The sequence below is a fragment of the Klebsiella sp. G-Nf4 genome, assembly GCF_002810615.1.
In the GTDB taxonomy this organism is placed as follows: domain Bacteria; phylum Pseudomonadota; class Gammaproteobacteria; order Enterobacterales; family Enterobacteriaceae; genus Klebsiella; species Klebsiella variicola.
Genome location: NZ_PION01000004.1, coordinates 281,638 through 302,084, shown reverse-complemented (window position 1 = coordinate 302,084; position 20,447 = coordinate 281,638). Strand labels below are relative to the sequence as shown.

Here is a 20,447-nt window from a genome sequence, read left to right as displayed (position 1 = left end):
TTCAGCTCCTTAACGGATGATCATATCATCGCGGTGGACGGCCACCGGGCCGTATTCGTAGCCCAGAATGGCATCGATTTGCTGCGAGTGCTGGCCAGCGATAAGGCGCAGCGCGTCGCTGTTGTAGCGGCTGACACCGTGAGCGATATCGCGTCCTTCGCTATTGCGAATGCGGATCACTTCGCCGCGGGAGAAGTTGCCGCTGACGATTTTGATGCCTTTTGGCAACAGCGAGCTGCCTCTTTCGAGGATCGCCTGAGTCGCGCCCGCATCGACGGTCAGTTCACCGGCCGGCGGGGCGCCGAAGATCCAGCGCTTACGGTTCTCCAGCGGAGACTCCTGAGCGTGGAAGCAGGTGCCCACCGGCAGGCCTTCCATCGCGTGGCCGATGACGTCCGGACGGTTGCCGGCGGCGATAATGGTATCAATCCCCGCACGGCAGGCGACGTCCGCGGCCTGCAGCTTGGTGCCCATGCCGCCGGTGCCGAGTCCGGAGACGCTGTCGCCGGCGATGGCGCGCAGCGCGTCGTCGATGCCGTAGACGTCTTTAATCAGCTCCGCCTGCGGGTTGCTACGCGGGTCGGCGGTGAACAGGCCTGGCTGGTCGGTTAACAGCAGCAGCTTATCCGCCCCGGCGAGGATCGCGGCCAGTGCGGAGAGATTGTCGTTATCGCCCACTTTGATTTCCGCGGTGGCGACAGCGTCGTTTTCGTTAATGACCGGGACGATGCTGTTATCCAGCAGCGCGCGCAGGGTGTCGCGGGCGTTGAGGAACCGTTCTCTGTCTTCCATGTCGGCGCGGGTCAGTAGCATCTGGCCAACGTGAATGCCATAGATAGAAAACAGCTGTTCCCACAGTTGGATCAGACGGCTTTGTCCCACCGCCGCCAGCAGCTGCTTGGAGGCGATGGTGGCGGGCAGTTCCGGGTAACCAAGGTGCTCGCGCCCGGCGGCAATGGCCCCGGAGGTCACGATGACAATACGGTGTCCCATGGCGTGCAGCTGTGCGCACTGGCGCACGAGCTCGACGATATGGGCGCGGTTCAGGCGACGGGACCCGCCTGTTAAAACACTGGTGCCCAGTTTTACCACCAGCGTCTGGCTTTCACTCATGATTCTCTGCCGTTCAAAAGGAATATCGATATCGAGCTGATGTTGTAGCAGGAGTCGGCCCGCTTGCCAACACCCGGGGCGGCGGGCGCGCCATTTTATTGCGCGGGATCGGGCATTCTGGAGAGGGTATGTGACAAAAATATGTCAGATACATTTAAATACTCTTTTTTATAAAAAGTTCCACATTGTCATAAATATTTAATATCCCGGCGTTAAAAAAACTCCTGTTTTTGATGGGCGAGTGCCCGCAATTGAATAGCGCGTATAAATAAATCACCAGGACTGAATAATGAAAAAGAGTACTCTGGCATTAATGATGATGGGCTTTGTGGCTTCAACGGCGACGCAGGCAGCGGAAGTTTATAACAAGAACGCTAACAAGCTGGATGTGTACGGTAAGATCAAAGCCATGCATTACTTCAGCGATTATGACAGCAAAGATGGCGATCAGACTTACGTGCGTTTCGGGATTAAAGGCGAAACGCAGATTAACGATGACCTGACCGGCTATGGCCGTTGGGAATCTGAATTCTCCGGTAACAAAACCGAGAGCGACTCCAGTCAAAAAACCCGTCTGGCATTCGCCGGGGTGAAGCTGAAGAACTACGGCTCCTTTGACTACGGTCGTAACCTTGGCGCCCTGTACGACGTGGAAGCCTGGACCGATATGTTCCCGGAATTCGGCGGCGATTCCTCTGCCCAGACCGATAACTTTATGACCAAACGCGCCAGCGGCCTGGCGACCTACCGCAACACCGATTTCTTCGGTCTGGTGGATGGTCTGGATATGACCCTGCAGTACCAGGGTAAAAACGAAGGCCGTGAAGCGAAGAAACAGAACGGCGACGGCGTTGGTACCTCATTAAGCTATGATTTCGGCGGCAGCGACTTCGCCGTCAGCGCGGCCTACACTAGCTCCGACCGTACCGATGCGCAGAACCTGCTGTCCCGTGGTCAGGGTTCCAAAGCGGAAGCCTGGGCGACCGGCCTGAAATATGACGCCAACAATATCTACCTGGCGACCATGTACTCTGAAACCCGCAAAATGACCCCGATCAGCGGCGGCTTTGCCAACAAAGCGCAGAACTTTGAAGCGGTGGCGCAGTATCAGTTCGACTTCGGTCTGCGTCCGTCCCTCGGCTATGTGCTGTCGAAAGGGAAAGATATTGAAGGGGTGGGTAGCGAAGATCTGGTTAACTACATTGACGTGGGCCTGACCTACTACTTCAACAAAAACATGAACGCCTTCGTGGATTACAAAATCAACCAGCTGAAAAGCGATAACAAACTCGCCATCAACGATGACGACATCGTCGCGCTGGGCATGACCTACCAGTTCTGATTAACCGCAGAACCACCCGCCGCAGCCCTGGCTGCGGCTTTTTTTTAGCGGCGATTCTTCGCCAGATGCAGGGTGTCGCTGTTCATGGTGATCTGCGCGTTATACTCCTTCGGCAAACGGCGCGCCTGGTAGAACGCCGACTCCCAGTAAGGGTTGTCCAGCGAAGAGCGCATCACGCCCTGGCTGCTCGAGGCGTGAAGGAAATTATGATCGGTATCGTAAAAGCCAACGTGCATCCCGGCCCGGGTGCGGAAGAAAACCAGATCGCCGGGACGTAAATCGCGCTTATTGACCCGCACGCCCATGTGCAACAGCTCGCGGGTGGTGATCCGCTCCATCGGCAGGTTAAAGCGATCCTTCAGCGTGCGCCAGACGAAACCCGAGCAGTCGACGCCGCTTTGTTCAGTACCGCCCCATTCATAGGGGGTACCCTGCCAGGTGTGCATCTGGTCATGCAGGGCCGCCACCACCGGGATCAGATCGTCCGATCCGCCGTCAATGGTCATATCCGCATGAGATTTTGTGTTCTTTGCCTGTTTCGGTGAGGAGGAGCATCCTGCCAACAACAAAAAAGGAATTAAAAAGAGAGCATGCGTCAGTTTTGGCTTCATATCGTTATTTTCGAAGTAGCAAGCAGACTGCTTTGTTTTATAGCCGATTAAAAAGAACGGCTGAATAAGCCGAGGCCGCCTTTACGTTTATTTACGATTAAAAATAAACAACCAGCCGAGAGATCACCCATAAAAGGCAGTTGTCACTTCCGAACGGCCTGTGCCAGGATTCTGATTAAACATTTGACGAGGCATTCCATGACGCATTACGCCATCTCTGGTGAGACTTTGCCCGGCGCCGCTTTCGACGCGGGGTGGATGACGTCTGCGCCTCATCATTGCTTCACCACGCTCTGCCCACCGCCTCCCCCTCCAGACCGGGTTGTTTTCGGCGCTTAACGCCGTCTTTAGCAGGCGCTTACCTGCCGGTATGACGCTTGATACCTTGTGTTTGACGTTCTGGAGCATGCTATGCACGTTCGCTATTCTCTGCTCGCCTCGCAGGCGACAACGGCCATTTTTGTGCTGCTGTGGGGCAGCGCGGCCATCTTCACCCGCTGGGGACTGGACAACGCTTCGCCGATGGCGCTGCTGGTCTTTCGTTTTCTGATTGCCCTGGTCGCGCTGACGCCGCTGGCCATCGCCCGTCGGCGCTGGCTGCCTGCGCCGGGCACCCGCCTGCAGACAGCGGCCACCGGCCTGATGCTGATTGGCGGCTATTCGGTCTGTTACTTCGAGGCGATGGCTAACGGTGTGACGCCGGGACTTATCGCCACAATCATGGGGATCCAGCCCATCCTCACGCTTTGCGTGGTGGAGCGTCGCCTGCAGGGGCGGCGGCTGTCAGGACTGCTGATTGCCCTGGCGGGGCTGGTGCTGCTGGTGTGGCGCAGCCTGGCGGCCTCGCCGATGGCGATGGTGGGGATCCTGTTTGCGCTAGCGGCTCTGCTGCTGATGACCTCTGGCGCGCTGTGGCAAAAGCGCAGCCGTCAGGCGCCGGCGGATGTCCTGCCGCTGCAGTACGCCGTCAGTCTGGGGTTGTGCCTGCTGATTGCCCCGGTCAGCGGCTTCCAGTTTACCGTTAACGCCGGGTTGATTATTCCGGTGCTGTTTCTCGGGCTGCTGATTTCGGTGGTCGCCCAGCTGCTGCTGTATCGTCTGCTGAGCGCGGGAAATATTGTCAATGTCACCAGCCTCTTTTATCTGGTGCCAGCGATCACGGCGCTGCTGGATTATCTGCTGCTGGGCAACCGGCTGCCGGCGGCGGCGATGGTCGGTATGGTGGCGATCATCGGTGGGATTGTGCTGGTGTTCCGCACCACGAAGGTCAGCGCCGGCTGATGGTGAGCCGGGCGCTGCGGCGTCCGGTTCATTTTCCTGTCATCTTTTTTACGCATGCTCCCGGCAGCTTATTTTGATCAACAAGGGAAAGCAGATGGGCAACACGCTGACGATTTTCGATCTCGACAACACCCTGATACAGGGCGATAGCAGTACGGTCTGGAGCCAGTTTATGGTTCGCGAAGGATTAGCGACGCAGAAGGGGTATCTTGCCCGCGAGGCGCGGCTAATGGCGGATTATGACCGGGGAGAGATGAATATCGCCGATTATGTGGCTCTGATCCAGGCGCCGCTGGCCGGAATACCGAAATCGGACGTTGACGCGCTGGTGGCCCGCTGCGTGCGCGAGGCGATCCTGCCCCGGGTCTATCCGCAGGCGTGGGAGCTCATTCGTCGTTTGCGGGCCGAGGGGGAGCAGATGCTGATTATCTCCGCCTCGGTTAGCCTGCTGGTGCAGGCGGTGGCCGCCGCGCTGGAGATTGATCAGGCGCTGGGCATTGACGTGGCGATGGTCGACGGCGGCTACAGCGGGGTCATTGCCGGGATCCCCAGCTATCAGCAGGGGAAGGTGGCGCGTCTGGCGCAGTGGCGCGAGGCGCATCCGCAGTATGACGGCGAGGTGACTTTCTATACCGATTCCATTAACGATCTGCCGCTGTGCCTGCATGCGGATCGCGTGCGGCTGGTCAATCCTTGTCCGCAGCTGCAGGCGGCGGGTGCCGGATACGGCTGGCCGGTGCTGAGCTGGCGGCTGGAATAGCGGAGCGGATAAATGCTTCTGCGGGTTCAGCTGTTCCAGGCCGGATAAGCTCTGTAGGCCGGGTAAGGCGCAGCCGCCACCCGGCGAAATATCGGCGCAACCGGAGATGTCCCTGCTCGCGCTGCGCTTAGCAGGGCTACCACTCCTGTGTTATTTCCGGGCAGATTGCGCTCCCGGTTAATTTTTCTGCATTCTTTTTTCCATGGGCAGGGAACGTCTCAGCGATGTTGAGGCCGCCAGCACCGGCAGTTTCAGTTGCCCCAGGCTCGGCGGTGATTTGGGGTTGTAGGCCGGGTAAGGCGCAGCCGCCACCCGGCATAAAAGCAGCTCCGTGCCTGATGCCATCGCCCGGCGGCGCAGTTGTTTGCCGGGCCTGGAGACAGTCAGAGCCGGACGAGTAGGCCGGATAAGGCGAAGCCGCCATCCGGCGCAAAGGCGCGCTAGCGTCCGCCCTGATACAGCGGCACCGCGGCGCCGCCGATATAACGACGGCGCAGCCAGGCGGAGAGGGTGTCCATGATCATCACCACCGCCACCAGCAGCAGGGTGATAAACATCACCACATCCCAGTTCCACAGGCGCATGTTCTCGGCATAGATAAGCCCAATACCGCCGGCGCCGACGAAGCCCAGCACCGCCGCGGAGCGGGTGTTGGATTCAATCTGATACAGGCTCAGGGCGAGGAAGGTCGGGAACGACTGGGTAAAAATGCCGAAGCGATGCTTTTGCAGGCCGTTCGCGCCCACGGCGGTCAGCCCGCGTCCGGGGGAGCGGTCCACGGCTTCGTGTCCTTCCGCGTACAGCCGTCCCAGCAGACCGGTGTCCTGCATGATGATCGCCAGCACCCCGGCCAGCGGCCCGAGGCCTACCGCGCGCACGAAAATCAACCCCCAGATAGCCATATCGATCCCGCGCAGCACATCAAACAGGCGGCGCATCAGCAGAGCGAGGGTCCCCAGCACCATGCCGCGCATGATGTTGCGGGCGGCAAAGAAGGAGAGCAGCAGCGCCAGCACCGTGGCGGTCAGCGTCCCGGCGAAGACGATAGCCAGGGTGATGCCGATTTGCGTGAAGTAATAGCCGAACGGCCAGTTCCAGAAGTCGTGCCAGACGAACATCCGCGCCAGGTAGCGGCCAATCTGCTGCAGACCGGTGGTCAGCTGCTCGCCGCTGATGCCAAACTGCAGAAAAAACCAGACGTAATAGAGCACGCAGGCCAGCGCCACCAGCCCGACGTAGCGCAGGTAGCGCCCCTGGACCTGATAGAGCTGCTTATGCTGCCGACGGCTGGCGGCGATATCCGGTTGCATGTGCCAGATGCTCATTTTTTTCCCTCCAGTACCCACAGGCGCAGACGACCGGACAGCATGTCCAGCGCCGACACCACCAGAATGATCAGCAGCAGGGTGATGCTCACCTGATCGTAACGGTCGAGTTTGATGTTGGTCATCAGCTCCTGACCGATGCCGCCCGCGCCCACCAGGCCGAGAATGGTTGACGAGCGGAAGTTGATTTCAAGCCGCATAAAGCCGTAGGAGAGAAATAGAGGTTTCACTTGCGGCCACAGGGCGAAGCGGATTTTCTGCAGCGGCGACGCGCCGCAGGCCGCCAGGCCGCGTACCGGTTTGTTTTGCGCGCTCTCCACCGCCTCGTAGAACAGTTTGGTCAGGCTGCCGACGGTGTGCAGCATCAGCGCCAGAAAGCCCGGGATCGCACCGATGCCGAACGCCATGACAAAGATCACCGCCCACGCCAGCTCGGGCATGGTGCGTAAAAACGCCACCAGTACGCGAATGGCAAAGCGCACCGGCGCCGGGGTCCAGGCGTTGTTGGCGGCGAGGAACGCGAAGACGGTGGCAATGGCGACCGCCACCAGCGTCGAGGCCAGCGCCAGCTGCAGGGTTTCCCAGATGAGCGGCAACTGGATCGGCAGGCGATAGCCCCACCAGGCCAGCGACCCTTTGGTCTGCACATCGGCGAACAGGTTGCCGGCACTCAGAGGCGGAATGGTCTCTGCCATATAGTCAAAGAAGTGGGGCAGCGAGTGCCAGATGGTCAGCAGATTAAATTCTGCGGCGCTGCCGGCGGCAAAATAGAGCGCCAGCAGGAGTAACGACCAGCAGACGGTATCGCGCTTTTGCCGCGAGCGTACCTGCTGGTAATAGCGTTCAAATTCGGTGTGGGTCGTCTTCATGCGTCGGGGATCTTCAACGTAGCGCCGCCGTTCACCCTGGAGGCAAGCAGGCGGCGTTGAGGCAGGATTAACGCGCGCTCACCAGCTCGCGTTTCATGTCGATAATCTGCTGGAAGTCAGCCACGCTGCCCGGACCGATGTGCTGGGTACCGCCCATCGCTTTGATAAAGCAGGCGTGGTCCTCGGTGTCCAGTTTTTTCACTGCCGCCACGACCTTCGCCTTAAAGTCCGCCGGCAGCGCATTGCTCACCAGGATCGGGCCGTTCGGGATCAGCGGCGATTGCCAGATAATGCGGATCTGCTTCATCAGATCCGGATGATCCATGCGAATCAGACGGTTGAACGCGCCGGTGGTGTAGCCGGTGTTGTAATCGCCAACCATCGAGGTCCAGGTGACCGCGCCCGCGAACTGGCCGTTCAGCACGCCGAGGATGTCCTGCTCGTGGCCACCGGAGAAGGTAACGCTGGAGAAGGTATTGTTGTATTTGTTGTCGGCGTTACCGCCAAATTTTTCTTTAAACGCATGGTTAGGGATCAAATAACCGGAAGTGGAGTCAGGATCGGCGAAGCCGAACGCTTTACCTTTTAAATCGTCCAGCGTTTTGTACGGGGAGTCGGCTTTGACGATCACCACGGAGTGATAGCCGCGAGACTGATCTTTATCGTCCACGGCAATGCCGACGATATCCACCGCTTTCGGATTATTGATATAAACCGAGGCGTAAGAGGAGGGGGACATGCTCAGCACCACGTCGACTTTGCCCCCCAGCAGACCCTGGATCACCCCGGAATAGTCGGAAGAGTTACGCAGTTTGGTATCCACGTTCAGCTCTTTATCGAGGAAGGTCTTCACACACTGGTTATCACCGATTTGCTGGGTGGCGTTCTGGCCGCCGAGAATGCCCAGATTCAGCTCTTTCGGCTGCGCTGCCGCCGCCTGCCATGCCATCATCATGCCCGCGACCACTGCGGATAAACGAACTGCGCCAGTCATATATTTTTTCATTATGTTGCCCGTGTGAGTGAAATTAATGCAATTGGCTAACTTCATCGCCGTACAGCTGCTGCAGCACATCCTGCGTCAGCCGGGAGGGGTGATCGTCAAAAATAAGCTGGCCGCTGGCGACGCCGATAACCCGGGTGCAGTAGGCCTTCACCAGCTCTACCGAATGCAGGTTCACCATCACGCTGATGCCCTGCTCGCTAATCTCGCGCAGCACATCCATGATGCGCTGGGTGTTCTTCGGATCCAGCGAGGCGACAGGTTCGTCGGCCAGCAATATGCCGGGGTTTTGCATCAGCGCCCGGCAGATTGCCACCCGCTGCATCTGTCCCCCGGAGAGGTTCTCCGCCCGCTGCAGCGCATGCGGCAGCATGTTCATCCATTCGAGCAGCGCAATGGCGCGCGCCCGGTCGGCGGCGGGGAAAATTTTAAACAGCGACTTCAGGGTTGAAGTCTGGCTGAGGCGGCCAAGCAGGACGTTGGTGAGCACGTCGAGGCGCGGTACTAGGCAGAAGTCCTGAAAGATCATCCCGCACTGACTGCGCCAGGCGTTGAGTGAGCGGCCTTTCAGCTTTGAGACATCGTGTGGCATACCGACTTCCGGATAGCTAAGAATTTCGCCGCCGCTGGCGCTGTGCGTACCATTAAGGACATGCAGGAGCGTCGATTTGCCGGCGCCGGAGCGACCAATGACCCCGACCATTTCGCCGGCGTGCAGGTCAAAGCTAATGCCGTCCAGCACCTTGTGCTGGGCATGATAGGCTTTAGTCAGGTTACGCACGCTTAAGACCTTCCGCTGCAGGCCTGCATCGAGATCGGTGAACGGCTGGAAATCAGTTTCGGCCACCGCGGCAAGAGAGCTGTTCATAAGAGTGTCCAGGTTCGTCATTAACTGGGCACTATTAATAGGTCTTTATATGAAATTTCGATGACGGTATTGCGAACAAACCGTGAACAGGCGGGAAAGGGCGGGGATGACAGGCCGACCGCGCGGCTCGCTGGCCGCTGGCGAAGCCTTGAAAAGCGGCTATGCTTTCGGGGGACGCAGAGGCAGGTGCACCCGTGACGGCAGGAACCCATCGGCAAAACTCGTTTTATCTTGCTAATGAGGTCTGTTTAATCGAATAGATAATGCGTCTGCCTTTGTTTAGCATTCATCATTCCGCAGAATTAACATATGTATAACTATTTTGTGCGGCAGGTTAATCTATTCATTGGTCTTATGTATTGGTGAATCATCCTGGTTATTGCTAATTTCCAGATTTATATTCTTTATTTTTATATAAATTTAGTCTATTTGATAACTCCATCCGGTGCACCATTAAGAATATTCCTAACATAATAGGGCGAAGATCCTGGGTAATATAAAGCACAAGTAAGAATTGAGGGTTATATTGTCAATAACCTCATGAAAATAAATGTCTTTTTCATCTTCTCAAAAATCCGATATTTTCAGTTTTTGTAAATATTGACCCAGGCACGAAATTGATTGCCTGCCCGCGTGTTGACACTCCATAGGAAAAAACTTAAATTCAACCCATGCCGAAAATAATTAAAATTAAACCCGGCTTATCAAATATTGATAAGTAATGTGTGTCTTATTTAATGGCGATTTATTAAAGGAAGCGAATACGCCAGTTAACTTTGTAGGCCTGGCAAACAGTGAAGTTGTAAAAATGATTACTTCAAGGACTATGAGGTTAAAAACTATATGGAATATAAATGCTGTTCCGATAAGTACATTTGGTCTGCCCATGACTCCTACTTCTATAAAGGGCTATCCGAACTGATTATGGATATCGACGAATTAATTTATCTGTCGTTGGAAAAAATCAGAAAAGATTTTGTTTTTATCAATCTCAATACGGCTTCTTTAAACGAATTTATCAGGCGCGATAGCGAATGGCTATCCGCGGTAAAGGGGAAACAGGTCGTATTGATTGCGGCCAGGAAATCAGAAGCCTTAGCAAATTACTGGTATTACAATAGCAATATTCGCGGTGTGGTATATGTTGGCCTGAGCCGCGATATTCGAAAAGAACTGGCTTACGTCATTAATGGCAGATTTCTCCGTAAAGATATTAAGAAAGATAAAATTACAGACCGCGAAATGAAAATTATCCGCATGACCGCCCAGGGCATGCAGCCGAAATCGATCGCCAGAATTGAAAATTGTAGCGTGAAGACAGTATATACCCATCGGCGCAATGCCGAGGCCAAACTGTATTCCAAAATATATAAGTTAGTTCAGTAACACCCAGGCAAGTTTGTTTTTTTAAATGGTTCACCGGGACATCATGTCCTTAATTCAACTCAGGATGAAAAAGCGATGAAAAAAAAGGTTCTGGCAATAGCTCTGGTAACAGCGTTTACCGGTATGGGTGTGGCGCAGGCTGCTGACGTAACGGCTCAGGCTGTTGCGACCTGGTCGGCGACCGCTAAAAAAGACACCACCAGCAAGCTGGTTGTGACCCCGCTCGGCAGCCTGGCGTTCCAGTACGCCGAAGGCATTAAAGGTTTTAACTCGCAGAAAGGTCTGTTTGACGTGGCGATTGAAGGTGACGCAACGGCGACCGCCTTTAAGCTGACCTCGCGCCTTATCACTAACACCTTAACCCAGCTGGATACCTCCGGCTCCACGCTGAGCGTGGGTGTGGATTATAACGGCGCCGCGGTCGAAAAAACCGCAGATACCGTGATGATCGATACCGCTAACGGCGTACTGGGCGGCAACCTCAGCGCGCTGGCAAATGGCTACAACGCCAGCGGCCGTACCACCGCGCAGGATGGTTTCACCTTCTCCATCATCAGCGGCACCACTAACGGCACTACCGCAGTGACCGATTACAGCACCCTGCCGGAAGGGATCTGGAGCGGCGACGTCAGCGTCCAGTTCGACGCCACCTGGACCAGCTGATCCTTCTGATGCACCAGCAGGGGGGGCTCCCCCTGCTTTTTTCACGGACGGAATTGTTATGAAAAAGCACCTTCTGGCCCTCGGGCTGCTGCTTGCCGGGGTGTCGCCGGCGCAGGCGCTGGATGTCGGCGATATTTCATCCTTTATGAACAGCGGCAGCAGCACGCTGAGCAAAACGATCAAGAACAGCACAGACAGCGGTCGACTGATCAATATCCATCTCGAACGGCTCTCTTCCCCGCTGGACGACGGGCAGGTTATCCCGATGGATAAACCGGATGAGGTGCTGCTCACCCCCGCCAGCCTGCTGCTACCCGCCCAGGCCAGCGATGTTATCCGCTTCTTTTATAAAGGCCCGGCGGACGACAAAGAGCGCTACTACCGCATTGTCTGGTTCGATCAGGCACTCAGCGATGCCCAGCGCGATAACGCCAACCGCAGCGCGGTAGCGACGGCGTCCGCCCGCATCGGCACCATCCTGGTGGTGGCGCCACGCCAGGTGAACTACCGCTTTCAGTACGCCAACGGCTCCCTGACCAACACCGGGAATGCGACGCTGCGGATCCTCGCCTACGGCCCTTGCCTGAAGGCCGCCGACGGTAAGGAGTGTAAAGAGAATTACTACCTGATGCCGGGTAAATCGCGCCGTTTTACGCAGGTGGACACGGCGAATAAAAAAGGACGGGTTGCGCTTTGGCAGGGTGAGCAGTTTGTTCCCGTGAAATAGACAGTTGTGCAGATGGATAACGACGATGCCTCTACGACGGATTTCCCCAGGACTGAAAACGCAGCTTGCCTTCGGCATGATCTTTTTGTTCGTTCAGCCCGACGCCAGCGCTGCTGCCGTACGTGCCCAGCAGATTGGTGGGGTGATTATTCCGCAGGCCTTCAGTCGGGCGCTGCAGGACGGTATGAGCGTCCCGCTCTATATTCATCTTGCCGGCAGCCAGGACACCCGGGACGATCAGCGGATCGGCAGCGCCTTTATCTGGCTGGACGACGGCCAGCTACGCGTCCGGCAGATCCAACTGGAGGAGAGCGAGGGGAACGCCAGCGTCAGCGAACAGACCCGACAGCAGCTGATCGGCCTGGCCAATGCCCCGTTCAGCGAGGCACTCACCATTCCCCTGACCGACAGCGCGCAGCTGGATCTCAGCCTGCGCCAGCTGCTGCTGCAGCTGGTGGTCAAGCGCGAGGCGCTGGGCACCGTGCTGCGCTCACGCAGCGAAGATATCGGTCAGTCCAGCGTGAACACTCTCAGCAGCAACCTGAGCTATAACCTCGGCGTCTATAACAACCAGATGCGCAATGGCGGGAGCAACACCTCCAGCTACCTGTCGCTGAACAACGTCACGGCGCTGCGGGAGCATCACGTGGTGCTCGACGGCTCGCTGTACGGGATCGGCAGTGGTCAGCAGGACAGCGAATTATATAAGGCCATGTATGAGCGCGATTTCGCCGGCCACCGTTTTGCCGGTGGGATGCTCGACACCTGGAACCTGCAGTCCCTGGGACCGATGACCGCTATTTCGGCCGGCAAGATTTACGGCCTTTCCTGGGGAAATCAGGCCAGCTCCACCGTCTTCGACAGCAGCCAGTCGGCCACGCCGGTGATTGCCTTTTTACCGGCGGCGGGCGAGGTGCATCTCACCCGTGACGGCCGGTTGCTGAGCGTCCAGAACTTCGCCATGGGCAACCACGAAGTGGATACCCGCGGCCTGCCGTACGGTATTTACGACGTGGAAGTGGAGGTGATCGTCAACGGTCGGGTGGTCAGCAAACGCACCCAGCGGGTCAATAAGCTGTTCAGCCGGGGACGCGGCATCGGCGCGCCGCTGGCGTGGCAGGTATGGGGCGGCAGTTTCCATATGGATCGCTGGTCGGAAAGCGGCAAAAAGACCCGGCCGGCAAAAGAGAGCTGGCTGGCAGGCCTCTCGACCTCCGGGTCGCTCAGTACCCTGAGCTGGGCGGCAACGGGCTATGGCTACGACAATCAGGCGGTGGGGGAAACCCGCCTGACGCTGCCGCTGGGCGAGTCGATCAACGTTAACCTGCAGAATATGCTGGCCAGCGACAGCTCCTGGAGCAGCGTCGGCAGCATCAGCGCCACGCTGCCGGGGGGCTTCAGTTCAGTGTGGGTCAACCAGGAGAGAACCCGCATTGGCGATCAATTGCGGCGTAGCGATGCCGACAACCGGGCGATCGGCGGGACCCTCAACCTCAACGCGCTGTGGTCGAAGCTGGGGACGTTCAGCGTCAGCTACAACGATGACCGCCGCTACAACAGTCATTACTACACCGCGGATTACTATCAGACGGTCTACAGCGGCGCGTTTGGATCGCTTGGTCTGCGGGCGGGGATCCAGCGCTATAACAATGGCGACAGCAGCGCCAACACCGGGAAATATATCGCCCTCGATCTCTCGCTGCCGCTGGGCAACTGGTTCAGCGCCGGGATGACCCATCAGAACGGCTACACCATGGCTAACCTCTCAGCGCGTAAGCAGTTTGATGAAGGCACCATTCGCACCATCGGCGCCAATCTGTCGCGAGCCATCTCCGGCGATACCGGGGATGACAAAACCCTCAGCGGCGGGGCGTATGCCCAGTTCGACGCCCGCTACGCCAGCGGCACGCTGAACGTCAACAGCGCGGCGGACGGCTACGTCAACACCAACCTTACCGCCAGCGGCAGCGTCGGCTGGCAGGGCAAAAACATCGCCGCCAGCGGACGAACCGACGGTAACGCCGGGGTGATTTTCAACACCGGGCTGGAGGACGATGGTCAGATCAGCGCCAGGGTTAACGGGCGGATTTTCCCGCTCAGCGGCAAACGTAACTACCTGCCGCTCTCTCCCTATGGTCGCTATGAGGTGGAGCTACAGAACAGCAAAAACTCGCTCGACAGTTACGACATCGTCAGTGGGCGCAAGAGTCATCTGACTCTCTATCCGGGCAACGTCGCGGTGATTGAGCCAGAGGTGAAGCAGATGGTCACCGTCTCCGGTCGTATTCGTGCAGAAGACGGCACGCTGCTGGCGAATGCGCGGATTAACAACCATATCGGCCGTACCCGGACCGATGAAAACGGCGAGTTTGTCATGGACGTGGATAAGAAATACCCCACTATCGATTTCAGCTACGGCGGCAATAAAACCTGCGAAGTGGCGCTGGAGCTCAGCCAGGCGCGCGGCGCCGTCTGGGTCGGGGATGTGGTCTGCAGCGGCCTCTCGTCGTGGGCGGTAGTGCAGCAGACAGGAGAAGAGAATGAAAGTTAATGCACTGATGGCGCTGGCGATCCTCGCGCTACTCTGGCCGGCAGCCGCGCTCAGAGCGGCGGTGTCCAAGACCACCTGGTCGGATGCGCCGGCGCGCGAGTTTGTGTTTGTTGAAAACAACTCCGACGACAACTTTTTCGTCACCCCCGGCGGGGCGCTGGATCCGCGCCTGACCGGCGCTAACCGCTGGACCGGCTTAAAATACACCGGTTCCGGCACCATCTATCAGCAAAGCCTCGGCTATATCGATAACGGCTACAACACCGGGCTCAATGCCAACTGGAAGTTTGATATGTGGCTGGAAAACTCGCCGGTTTCGCACCCCTTAACCGGGCTGCGCTGCATCAACTGGTACGCCGGGTGCGATATGGCCACCAGCCTGATCCTGCCGCAAACCACCGACGCCAGCGGGTTTTATGGCGCGACGGTGACCAGCGGCGGCGCGAAGTGGATGCACGGCATGATGTCGGACGCGTTTTATCAGTATCTGCAGCAGATGCCGGTCGGCGGCAGCTTTACGATGACCATCAATGCCTGCCAGACCTCGGTGAACTACGATGCCAGCAGCGGTGCGCGCTGTAAGGATCAGGCCTCCGGTAACTGGTATGTGCGCAACGTCACCCACACCAAAGCGGCGAACCTGCGGTTGATTAATACCCACTCGCTGGCGGAGGTGTTTATCAACAGCGACGGCGTGCCGACCCTGGGGGAAGGGAACGCCGACTGCCAGACGCAGACCATCGGCAGCCGCGCAGGATTAAGCTGTAAGATGGTGAACTATACCTTGCAGACCAACGGCTTAAGCAACACCTCGATCCATATTTTCCCGGCGATCGCCAACTCGTCGCTGGCCTCGGCCGTCGGGGCGTACGATATGCAGTTCAGCCTCAACGGCAGCTCATGGAAGCCGGTGAGCAATACCGCTTATTACTACACCTTCAACGAGATGAAGAGCTCAGACTCAATCTATGTTTTCTTCTCCAGCAACTTCTTTAAGCAGATGGTGAACCTCGGGATCAGCGATATCAACACCAAGGATCTGTTCAACTTTCGCTTTCAGAACACCACCTCGCCGGAGTCAGGCTGGTATGAGTTTTCCACCTCCAATACGCTGATTATCAAACCCCGTGATTTCAGCATCAGCATTATCTCCGACGAATATACCTCGGCGCCGTCGCGCGAGGGGTATGTCGGCAGCGGCGAACCGGCGCTCGATTTCGGCTACATCGTCACCACCAGCGGTAAAACGGCCGCCGATGAAGTGCTGATCAAGGTGACCGGACCGGCGCAGGTGATTGGCGGACGTTCCTACTGTCTCTTTAGCTCCGATGACGGTACGGCGAAAGTGCCGTTCCCGGCGACGCTCTCTTTTATCACCCGCAGCGGGGCGACGCAGACCTACGATGCCGGGTGCGATGACAGCTGGCGGGATATGACCGATGCGCTGTGGCTGACCACGCCATGGACCGATATCTCCGGCGAAGTGGGGCAGATGGATAAGACCACGGTGAAATTTTCGATTCCGATGGATAACGCCATTTCGCTGCGGACGGTAGACGATAACGGCTGGTTTGGCGAAGTCAGCGCTTCAGGAGAGATTCATGTCCAGGCGACGTGGCGCAACATTAACTAAGGCCCTGCTGACGGTGGGCTGCCTGCTGGCAGCGCCGCTGGCGCAGGCGATCTCGGTCGGCAACCTGACCTTTTCCCTGCCGGCCGAAGCGGATTTCGCCAGCAAACGGGTGGTCAACAACAATAAAAGCGCGCGGCTGTACCGCATCGCCATCAGCGCCATCGATCGCCCGGGCGGCAGCGAAGTACGCTCCCGGCCGGTGGATGGTGAGCTGCTGTTCGCCCCCCGCCAGCTGGTGTTGCAGGCAGGTGAGAGCGAGTACTTCAAATTTTACTATCATGGCCCGCGGGATAACCGCGAGCGCTACTATCGGGTCTCGTTTCGCGAAATCCCCACCCGTAACCTGACGAGGCGCAGCCCGACCGGCGGCGAGGTCAGCATGGAGCCGGTGGTGGTGATGGATACCATTCTGGTGGTGCGCCCGCGCGAGGTGCAGTTTAAATGGTCTTTCGATAAGGTGGCCGGGACGGTGAGCAACACCGGTAATACCTGGTTTAAATTGCTGATTAAACCCGGATGCGATTCGACCGAAGAGGAGGGGGACGCGTGGTATTTGCGTCCTGGCGACGTGGTTCGCCAGCCGGCGTTGCGCCAGCCGGGGAACCACTATCTGGTTTATAACGACAAATTTATTAAGATCAGCGATACCTGCCCGGTGAAGCCCCGCCCCGCGGAGTGAGCCTTATCCGGCGGTCGCGCGGCGGGTAAAACGCCGGCTGGCCAGCAGACTCAGACCGCAGCACAGCAGGTAGTACACCGCGCCGGTGAAGACGAAGATCGCCAGGGGATAGATCTGCACCCGGTTGTTGACCTGGCCGGCCACGGTGGTCAGCTCCGGGACGTTGACGATAAACGCCAGCGACGTGTCTTTCAGCAGGCCGATAAAGATCCCCACCAGCGAGGGCTGAACGTTGCGCAGCGCCTGCGGGAGCAGCACCAGGCGCAGCGTTTGCCCGGGGGCGAACCCCTGGGTCAGCGCCGCCTCATACTGTCCTTTCGGCAGCGACTGCAGCCCGGCCAGCACTGAGTGCATCACCGAGGCGGCGGTAAACCACGCCAGCGCCAGGGTCACGGTCACCGCGCCGGGCAGATCGCCGCCGGTCAGCATCGGCAGCAGATACCACAGCCAGAAGATGACAAATATCAGCGGGATGCCGCGAATAATCTCCGCCCACAGAAACAGCAGACGCCGCACCAGCCCGCCGTAGCGCCAGGCCAGGCCCGCCAGCGCAATGCCTCCCGGCAGCGCCAGCAGGGTGGCGCCGATGGCCATCAGCAGGGTCAGCGCCACGCCGCCGGGCTGGCCCTCCGCCAGTCGGCCCCACAGCAGGTAATCGAGGTTATCGGCGATCACCGCCAGATTAGCGTTCATGTTGGGCGCTCCGTTGCAGTTTTCTTCCCGGGCCGAGACGCGTTAGCGCCACGCCCATCGCCACCCCCAGCGCCAGGTACAGCGCGGTACCGACGGCAAACGCCTCCAGCGCGTGCGCGTTATAGCTCTCAATCTGTCGTACCTGATAGGTCAGTTCCGCAAAGCCGATGCCGCTGGCCAGCGATGAGAGTTTCATCAGGTTAAGATACTGGCCGACAATCGGCTGCCAGGCGTTGGCCAGCCCCTGCGGCAGGAGGATAAAGCGCAGCTCCTGCCACGGCGTAAAGCCCTGCGACAGCGCGGCTTCCCGCTGCCCGTGGCTGACGGCGCGCAGTCCGGAGGCGATCTCTTCCACCAGAAAGGCGGAGGTAAAGACCCCCAGCCCCCACATTGAGCAGAGAAATTCCGGCGTCAGCCACCAGACGTTACCCGGCAGAATGGACCAGGCGTGTTCGTCGTTCACCACCTCCTTCACCGCCAGCGGCAGCAGATTCCAGGCGGCAAAGTACCAGAACAGCAGCTGGACCAGCAGCGGGGTATTGCGAAACAACGAGACCCACGCGGCCACCAGTCCGCGCCCCGCGCGGCCGCCGCCGAGGCGCAGGGCCAGCAGCAGGACCGCCAGCAAGGTGGCGAGCAGGATCCCGGCGACGCTGACCCAGACGGTGGTGAGAAAACCAGAGATAATCCATTGCAACGGCTGCCCGCTCAGGACGCCGTGCCAGTCAAGCATCGGCGTCACGCGAGGCTCTCCTGGTGCAGCGGATCCAGCACCTTCTGCAGAAAACGCCGTGCGCGGGCATGCTGCGGATGGGCGAAAAACTCAGCCGGCGGGGCGACCTCGAGAATGTCGCCGCCGTCGATAAACACCACCCGGTCGGCAATTTCGCGGGCAAACTGCATCTCATGAGTCACCACCAGCATGGTGATCCCGCTGTGGGCGAGGGTTTTCATCACCTGCAGCACTTCGCCGATCATCTCCGGGTCGAGCGCCGAGGTGGGCTCATCGAACAGGATAATCTGCGGCGAGGAGGCCAGGGCGCGGGCGATCGCCACCCGCTGCTGCTGGCCGCCGGAGAGCTGCGCCGGCATCTGCTGCGCTTTTTCTTCCAGTCCGACCTGGCGCAGCAGCGCCAGCGCCCGCTCCTGAGCCGCACTTTTCCCCCAGCCGTGGACGCGCTCCAGCGCCAGAGTGATGTTCTCCTGCGCCGTCAGGTGGGCGTAAAGGTTGAACTGCTGGAAGACAAAACCGACGCGGCTGCGCAGCTGGCGCAAGGCGCTGCCGCTCAGCCGGCTGGTCGGTTTATCGTCGATCAGGATCTCGCCGCCGCTTAAGGATTCGAGCTGGTTGATCAAGCGGATCAGCGTCGATTTTCCCGAACCGGAAGGGCCAAGGATCGCCACCACTTCGCCGGGTTCGACCTGCAGGTTGATGGCGTTTAGCACCTGATGATCGCCGTAGCGCTTGGCCACATCACGAAACGTAATGCTGGCGCGCTGCAGACGTGAAAAATCCGCGGCCGGGGCCGCGGAGTGGGAGAGTAAACCCGAGAACATATTATTTCGCTTCTATGGTAAAGGCGCGCGGCTGCGGCGTTTTAGTGGCAGGACCAAACCAGACATCATAGATTTTCGCGGCTTCGCCGGTTTTCTCCAGCTTCACCAGCTCATCGTTAACGGCTTTCAGCAGGGCCGGTTCGCCTTTCTTCACGCCCACGCCAATCTCTTCTTTGCTGAGCAGGTCGGGCAGAATTTTAAACTTGGCTTTATCCGGCGCTTCCGCCAGCAGACCGGCGAGGATGGTGCTGTCCTGGGTGATGGCCTGGACGTTGCCGTTGCGCAGGGCGGTCAGGGCCAGCGGAATATCGTCATAGGAGAGAACGCGAGCCTGCGGGAAACGCTGGTGCAGGGCCTGTTCGCCGGTGGTGCCTTTCACCGCGCCGATGCGCGCTTTGCTGTACTCATCGAGCTTATCCGGAGAACCGGCCGGCACGAGGAACTGCTGGCCGGTGACGAAATACGGCGTTGAGAAATCAATAACCTGGGCCCGCTCCGGGGTGATGGTTATGTCGGCGACGATGAGGTCGGCTTTGCCGGACTGCAGCAGCGGAATACGGTTAGCCGGGTTCGTCGCCACCAGCTCGAGTTTGACGCCGAGCGCTTTCGCCAGCGCCTGGGCAAAGTCGACATCGTAGCCGACGATATGGTGGGTTTTAGCATCCACGGAGCCGAACGGCGGGTTGGCGTCGAAGGTGGCGACTTTCACGACGCCGGCGGCTTTGATGTCAGCCAGCTGGTCTGCCTGTGCCTGAGACGCAAGCAGCAGCATACCCAGCGCCAGTGCAATTTTTGTGGTTTTATTGCGCATGTTTTTTCCCCTGAATCCCTGTTTTGTTTTGTGGACATCACGCTCCCACAAATTCCCCGTCGGCGGCAAAGAAGAAAAAATTCTTATCTATAACGAAAAAGAACTTAACAAACCTGTGGGTATTCTTTATGCGCCGCTGGCGTTTTACCGGCGCGGCAACGATTGCCGGGCGGTTCCCTCTCCCTCAGGGAGAGGGTTAGGGTGAGGGGAAAGGACCGGGCGTAATATGCGCCAGCCAGGATTGCAAATTCGGAATTAATATTTCCCGCGCCCGGCCAACTGTGGTTGAAATAGACCCAAGCGATTCGCTTCCCGACAGAGGAGAAAATGAAAGTGGCATTGTGGCAACGATTAACGGGCTGGCTGGCTTTGATGTCCAACGGTGAAGCCGGACAGCAGGATACCCAGCGCGTCATGGAGGCGATACTGCCGGTGGCCAGCCTCTACGGCGTGGACATTGGCAACGTGGAAACCCGGTGGTTCCGTCATGATAAGACATACTGAGCGACGCAGGACGCGAGAAGCCTACTGGAACGAGGTGTGCTTTGTGTAGCAAGAGACTGCCTGAGGTTGCG

At 58.4% G+C, this 20,447-nt stretch carries 20 protein-coding genes; 10 read left to right on the top strand and 10 right to left on the bottom strand.

Going from position 1 to position 20,447, the window contains the following annotated elements; translation table 11 throughout:
- Positions 1-9: 9 nt before the first annotated feature.
- Complete coding sequence (proB, locus tag CWM57_RS11495) at positions 10-1,113, bottom strand: glutamate 5-kinase (RefSeq protein WP_008805306.1); 1,104 nt, start codon at positions 1,111-1,113, stop codon at positions 10-12.
- A 289-nt stretch (positions 1,114-1,402) separates the two neighbouring features.
- On the opposite strand from proB, the gene phoE reads away from it, so the two are divergent.
- Positions 1,403-2,455 carry a phosphoporin PhoE gene (gene phoE, locus CWM57_RS11490; RefSeq protein ID WP_049163779.1) on the top strand — a complete coding sequence of 351 codons (1,053 nt, stop codon included), beginning with the start codon at positions 1,403-1,405 and terminating at the stop codon, positions 2,453-2,455.
- Positions 2,456-2,499: 44 nt separating this feature from the next.
- Here phoE and CWM57_RS11485 read toward each other — a convergent pair whose 3' ends face one another.
- Positions 2,500-3,066 carry an NlpC/P60 family protein gene (locus tag CWM57_RS11485; RefSeq protein WP_004222859.1) on the bottom strand — a complete coding sequence of 189 codons (567 nt, stop codon included), beginning with the start codon at positions 3,064-3,066 and terminating at the stop codon, positions 2,500-2,502.
- A gap of 411 nt (positions 3,067-3,477) precedes the next feature.
- Between CWM57_RS11485 and CWM57_RS11475 the strand changes: the two genes are divergently transcribed.
- Positions 3,478-4,347 (top strand): DMT family transporter, encoded by an 870-nt coding sequence (locus CWM57_RS11475; RefSeq protein WP_100631405.1) that lies wholly within the window; start codon positions 3,478-3,480, stop codon positions 4,345-4,347.
- Positions 4,348-4,441: 94 nt separating this feature from the next.
- Positions 4,442-5,107, top strand: coding sequence for an HAD family hydrolase (locus CWM57_RS11470; protein ID WP_023322122.1), 666 nt, complete (start codon positions 4,442-4,444; stop codon positions 5,105-5,107).
- Between the two features lie 440 nt (positions 5,108-5,547).
- Here the strand turns inward: CWM57_RS11470 and phnE (CWM57_RS11460) are convergent, their stop codons facing one another.
- The 4 genes from phnE (CWM57_RS11460) to phnC all read right to left on the bottom strand — a co-directional run bounded on the left by phnE (CWM57_RS11460) (position 5,548) and on the right by phnC (position 9,172).
- Complete coding sequence (phnE, locus tag CWM57_RS11460; protein WP_100676217.1) at positions 5,548-6,432, bottom strand: phosphonate ABC transporter, permease protein PhnE; 885 nt, start codon at positions 6,430-6,432, stop codon at positions 5,548-5,550.
- A complete protein-coding gene (gene phnE, locus CWM57_RS11455) occupies positions 6,429-7,301 on the bottom strand; it encodes a phosphonate ABC transporter, permease protein PhnE (RefSeq protein WP_038422156.1) in 873 nt (290 codons plus the stop codon). The genes phnE (CWM57_RS11460) and phnE (CWM57_RS11455) overlap by 4 nt, the downstream gene beginning before the upstream one ends.
- Before the next feature lie 67 nt (positions 7,302-7,368).
- Positions 7,369-8,307: a phosphonate ABC transporter substrate-binding protein gene (gene phnD / locus CWM57_RS11450; RefSeq protein WP_032691132.1), complete on the bottom strand. Its 939-nt coding sequence runs from the start codon at positions 8,305-8,307 to the stop codon at positions 7,369-7,371.
- Positions 8,308-8,329: 22 nt separating this feature from the next.
- Positions 8,330-9,172 (bottom strand): phosphonate ABC transporter ATP-binding protein, encoded by an 843-nt coding sequence (gene phnC / locus CWM57_RS11445; protein ID WP_012542738.1) that lies wholly within the window; start codon positions 9,170-9,172, stop codon positions 8,330-8,332.
- 843 nt (positions 9,173-10,015) lie between these two features.
- On the opposite strand from phnC, the gene ecpR reads away from it, so the two are divergent.
- From ecpR to CWM57_RS11415, 6 genes are all read left to right on the top strand, one after another.
- The gene (gene ecpR, locus CWM57_RS11440; RefSeq protein WP_061155628.1) at positions 10,016-10,558 is read left to right on the top strand and encodes an ECP biosynthesis operon DNA-binding transcriptional regulator EcpR; all 543 of its coding nucleotides are present in this window, start codon (positions 10,016-10,018) and stop codon (positions 10,556-10,558) included.
- A 75-nt stretch (positions 10,559-10,633) separates the two neighbouring features.
- A complete protein-coding gene (ecpA, locus tag CWM57_RS11435) occupies positions 10,634-11,221 on the top strand; it encodes a common pilus major fimbrillin subunit EcpA (RefSeq protein ID WP_012542737.1) in 588 nt (195 codons plus the stop codon).
- Positions 11,222-11,279: 58 nt separating this feature from the next.
- Entirely contained in the window at positions 11,280-11,948 is a 669-nt protein-coding gene (locus CWM57_RS11430; RefSeq protein WP_061155626.1) for a hypothetical protein, read from the top strand.
- Between the two features lie 25 nt (positions 11,949-11,973).
- Positions 11,974-14,499, top strand: coding sequence for a fimbrial usher EcpC (ecpC, locus tag CWM57_RS11425; RefSeq protein ID WP_074386777.1), 2,526 nt, complete (start codon positions 11,974-11,976; stop codon positions 14,497-14,499).
- Positions 14,489-16,132: a fimbrial adhesin EcpD gene (gene ecpD, locus CWM57_RS11420; protein ID WP_061155624.1), complete on the top strand. Its 1,644-nt coding sequence runs from the start codon at positions 14,489-14,491 to the stop codon at positions 16,130-16,132. Before ecpC ends, ecpD begins: the two co-directional genes overlap by 11 nt.
- A complete protein-coding gene (locus CWM57_RS11415; RefSeq protein ID WP_012542735.1) occupies positions 16,101-16,811 on the top strand; it encodes a fimbria/pilus periplasmic chaperone in 711 nt (236 codons plus the stop codon). The genes ecpD and CWM57_RS11415 overlap by 32 nt, the downstream gene beginning before the upstream one ends.
- A gap of 3 nt (positions 16,812-16,814) precedes the next feature.
- Here the strand turns inward: CWM57_RS11415 and CWM57_RS11410 are convergent, their stop codons facing one another.
- The 4 genes from CWM57_RS11410 to CWM57_RS11395 are packed head-to-tail and all read right to left on the bottom strand — an operon-like array spanning position 16,815 to position 19,872.
- Positions 16,815-17,504 (bottom strand): amino acid ABC transporter permease, encoded by a 690-nt coding sequence (locus CWM57_RS11410; protein ID WP_008805320.1) that lies wholly within the window; start codon positions 17,502-17,504, stop codon positions 16,815-16,817.
- Positions 17,494-18,246, bottom strand: a complete 753-nt coding sequence (locus tag CWM57_RS11405; protein ID WP_012968860.1) for an amino acid ABC transporter permease — start codon at positions 18,244-18,246, stop codon at positions 17,494-17,496. The genes CWM57_RS11410 and CWM57_RS11405 overlap by 11 nt, the downstream gene beginning before the upstream one ends.
- Positions 18,243-19,061 carry an amino acid ABC transporter ATP-binding protein gene (locus tag CWM57_RS11400; RefSeq protein ID WP_077268421.1) on the bottom strand — a complete coding sequence of 273 codons (819 nt, stop codon included), beginning with the start codon at positions 19,059-19,061 and terminating at the stop codon, positions 18,243-18,245. Before CWM57_RS11400 ends, CWM57_RS11405 begins: the two co-directional genes overlap by 4 nt.
- A gap of 1 nt (position 19,062) precedes the next feature.
- Positions 19,063-19,872, bottom strand: a complete 810-nt coding sequence (locus tag CWM57_RS11395) for an ABC transporter substrate-binding protein (RefSeq protein WP_002890106.1) — start codon at positions 19,870-19,872, stop codon at positions 19,063-19,065.
- A 327-nt stretch (positions 19,873-20,199) separates the two neighbouring features.
- Here CWM57_RS11395 and CWM57_RS11385 point away from each other — a divergent pair, with 327 nt between their 5' ends.
- Positions 20,200-20,376 carry a hypothetical protein gene (locus CWM57_RS11385; protein ID WP_077274703.1) on the top strand — a complete coding sequence of 59 codons (177 nt, stop codon included), beginning with the start codon at positions 20,200-20,202 and terminating at the stop codon, positions 20,374-20,376.
- Positions 20,377-20,447 lie beyond the last annotated feature (71 nt).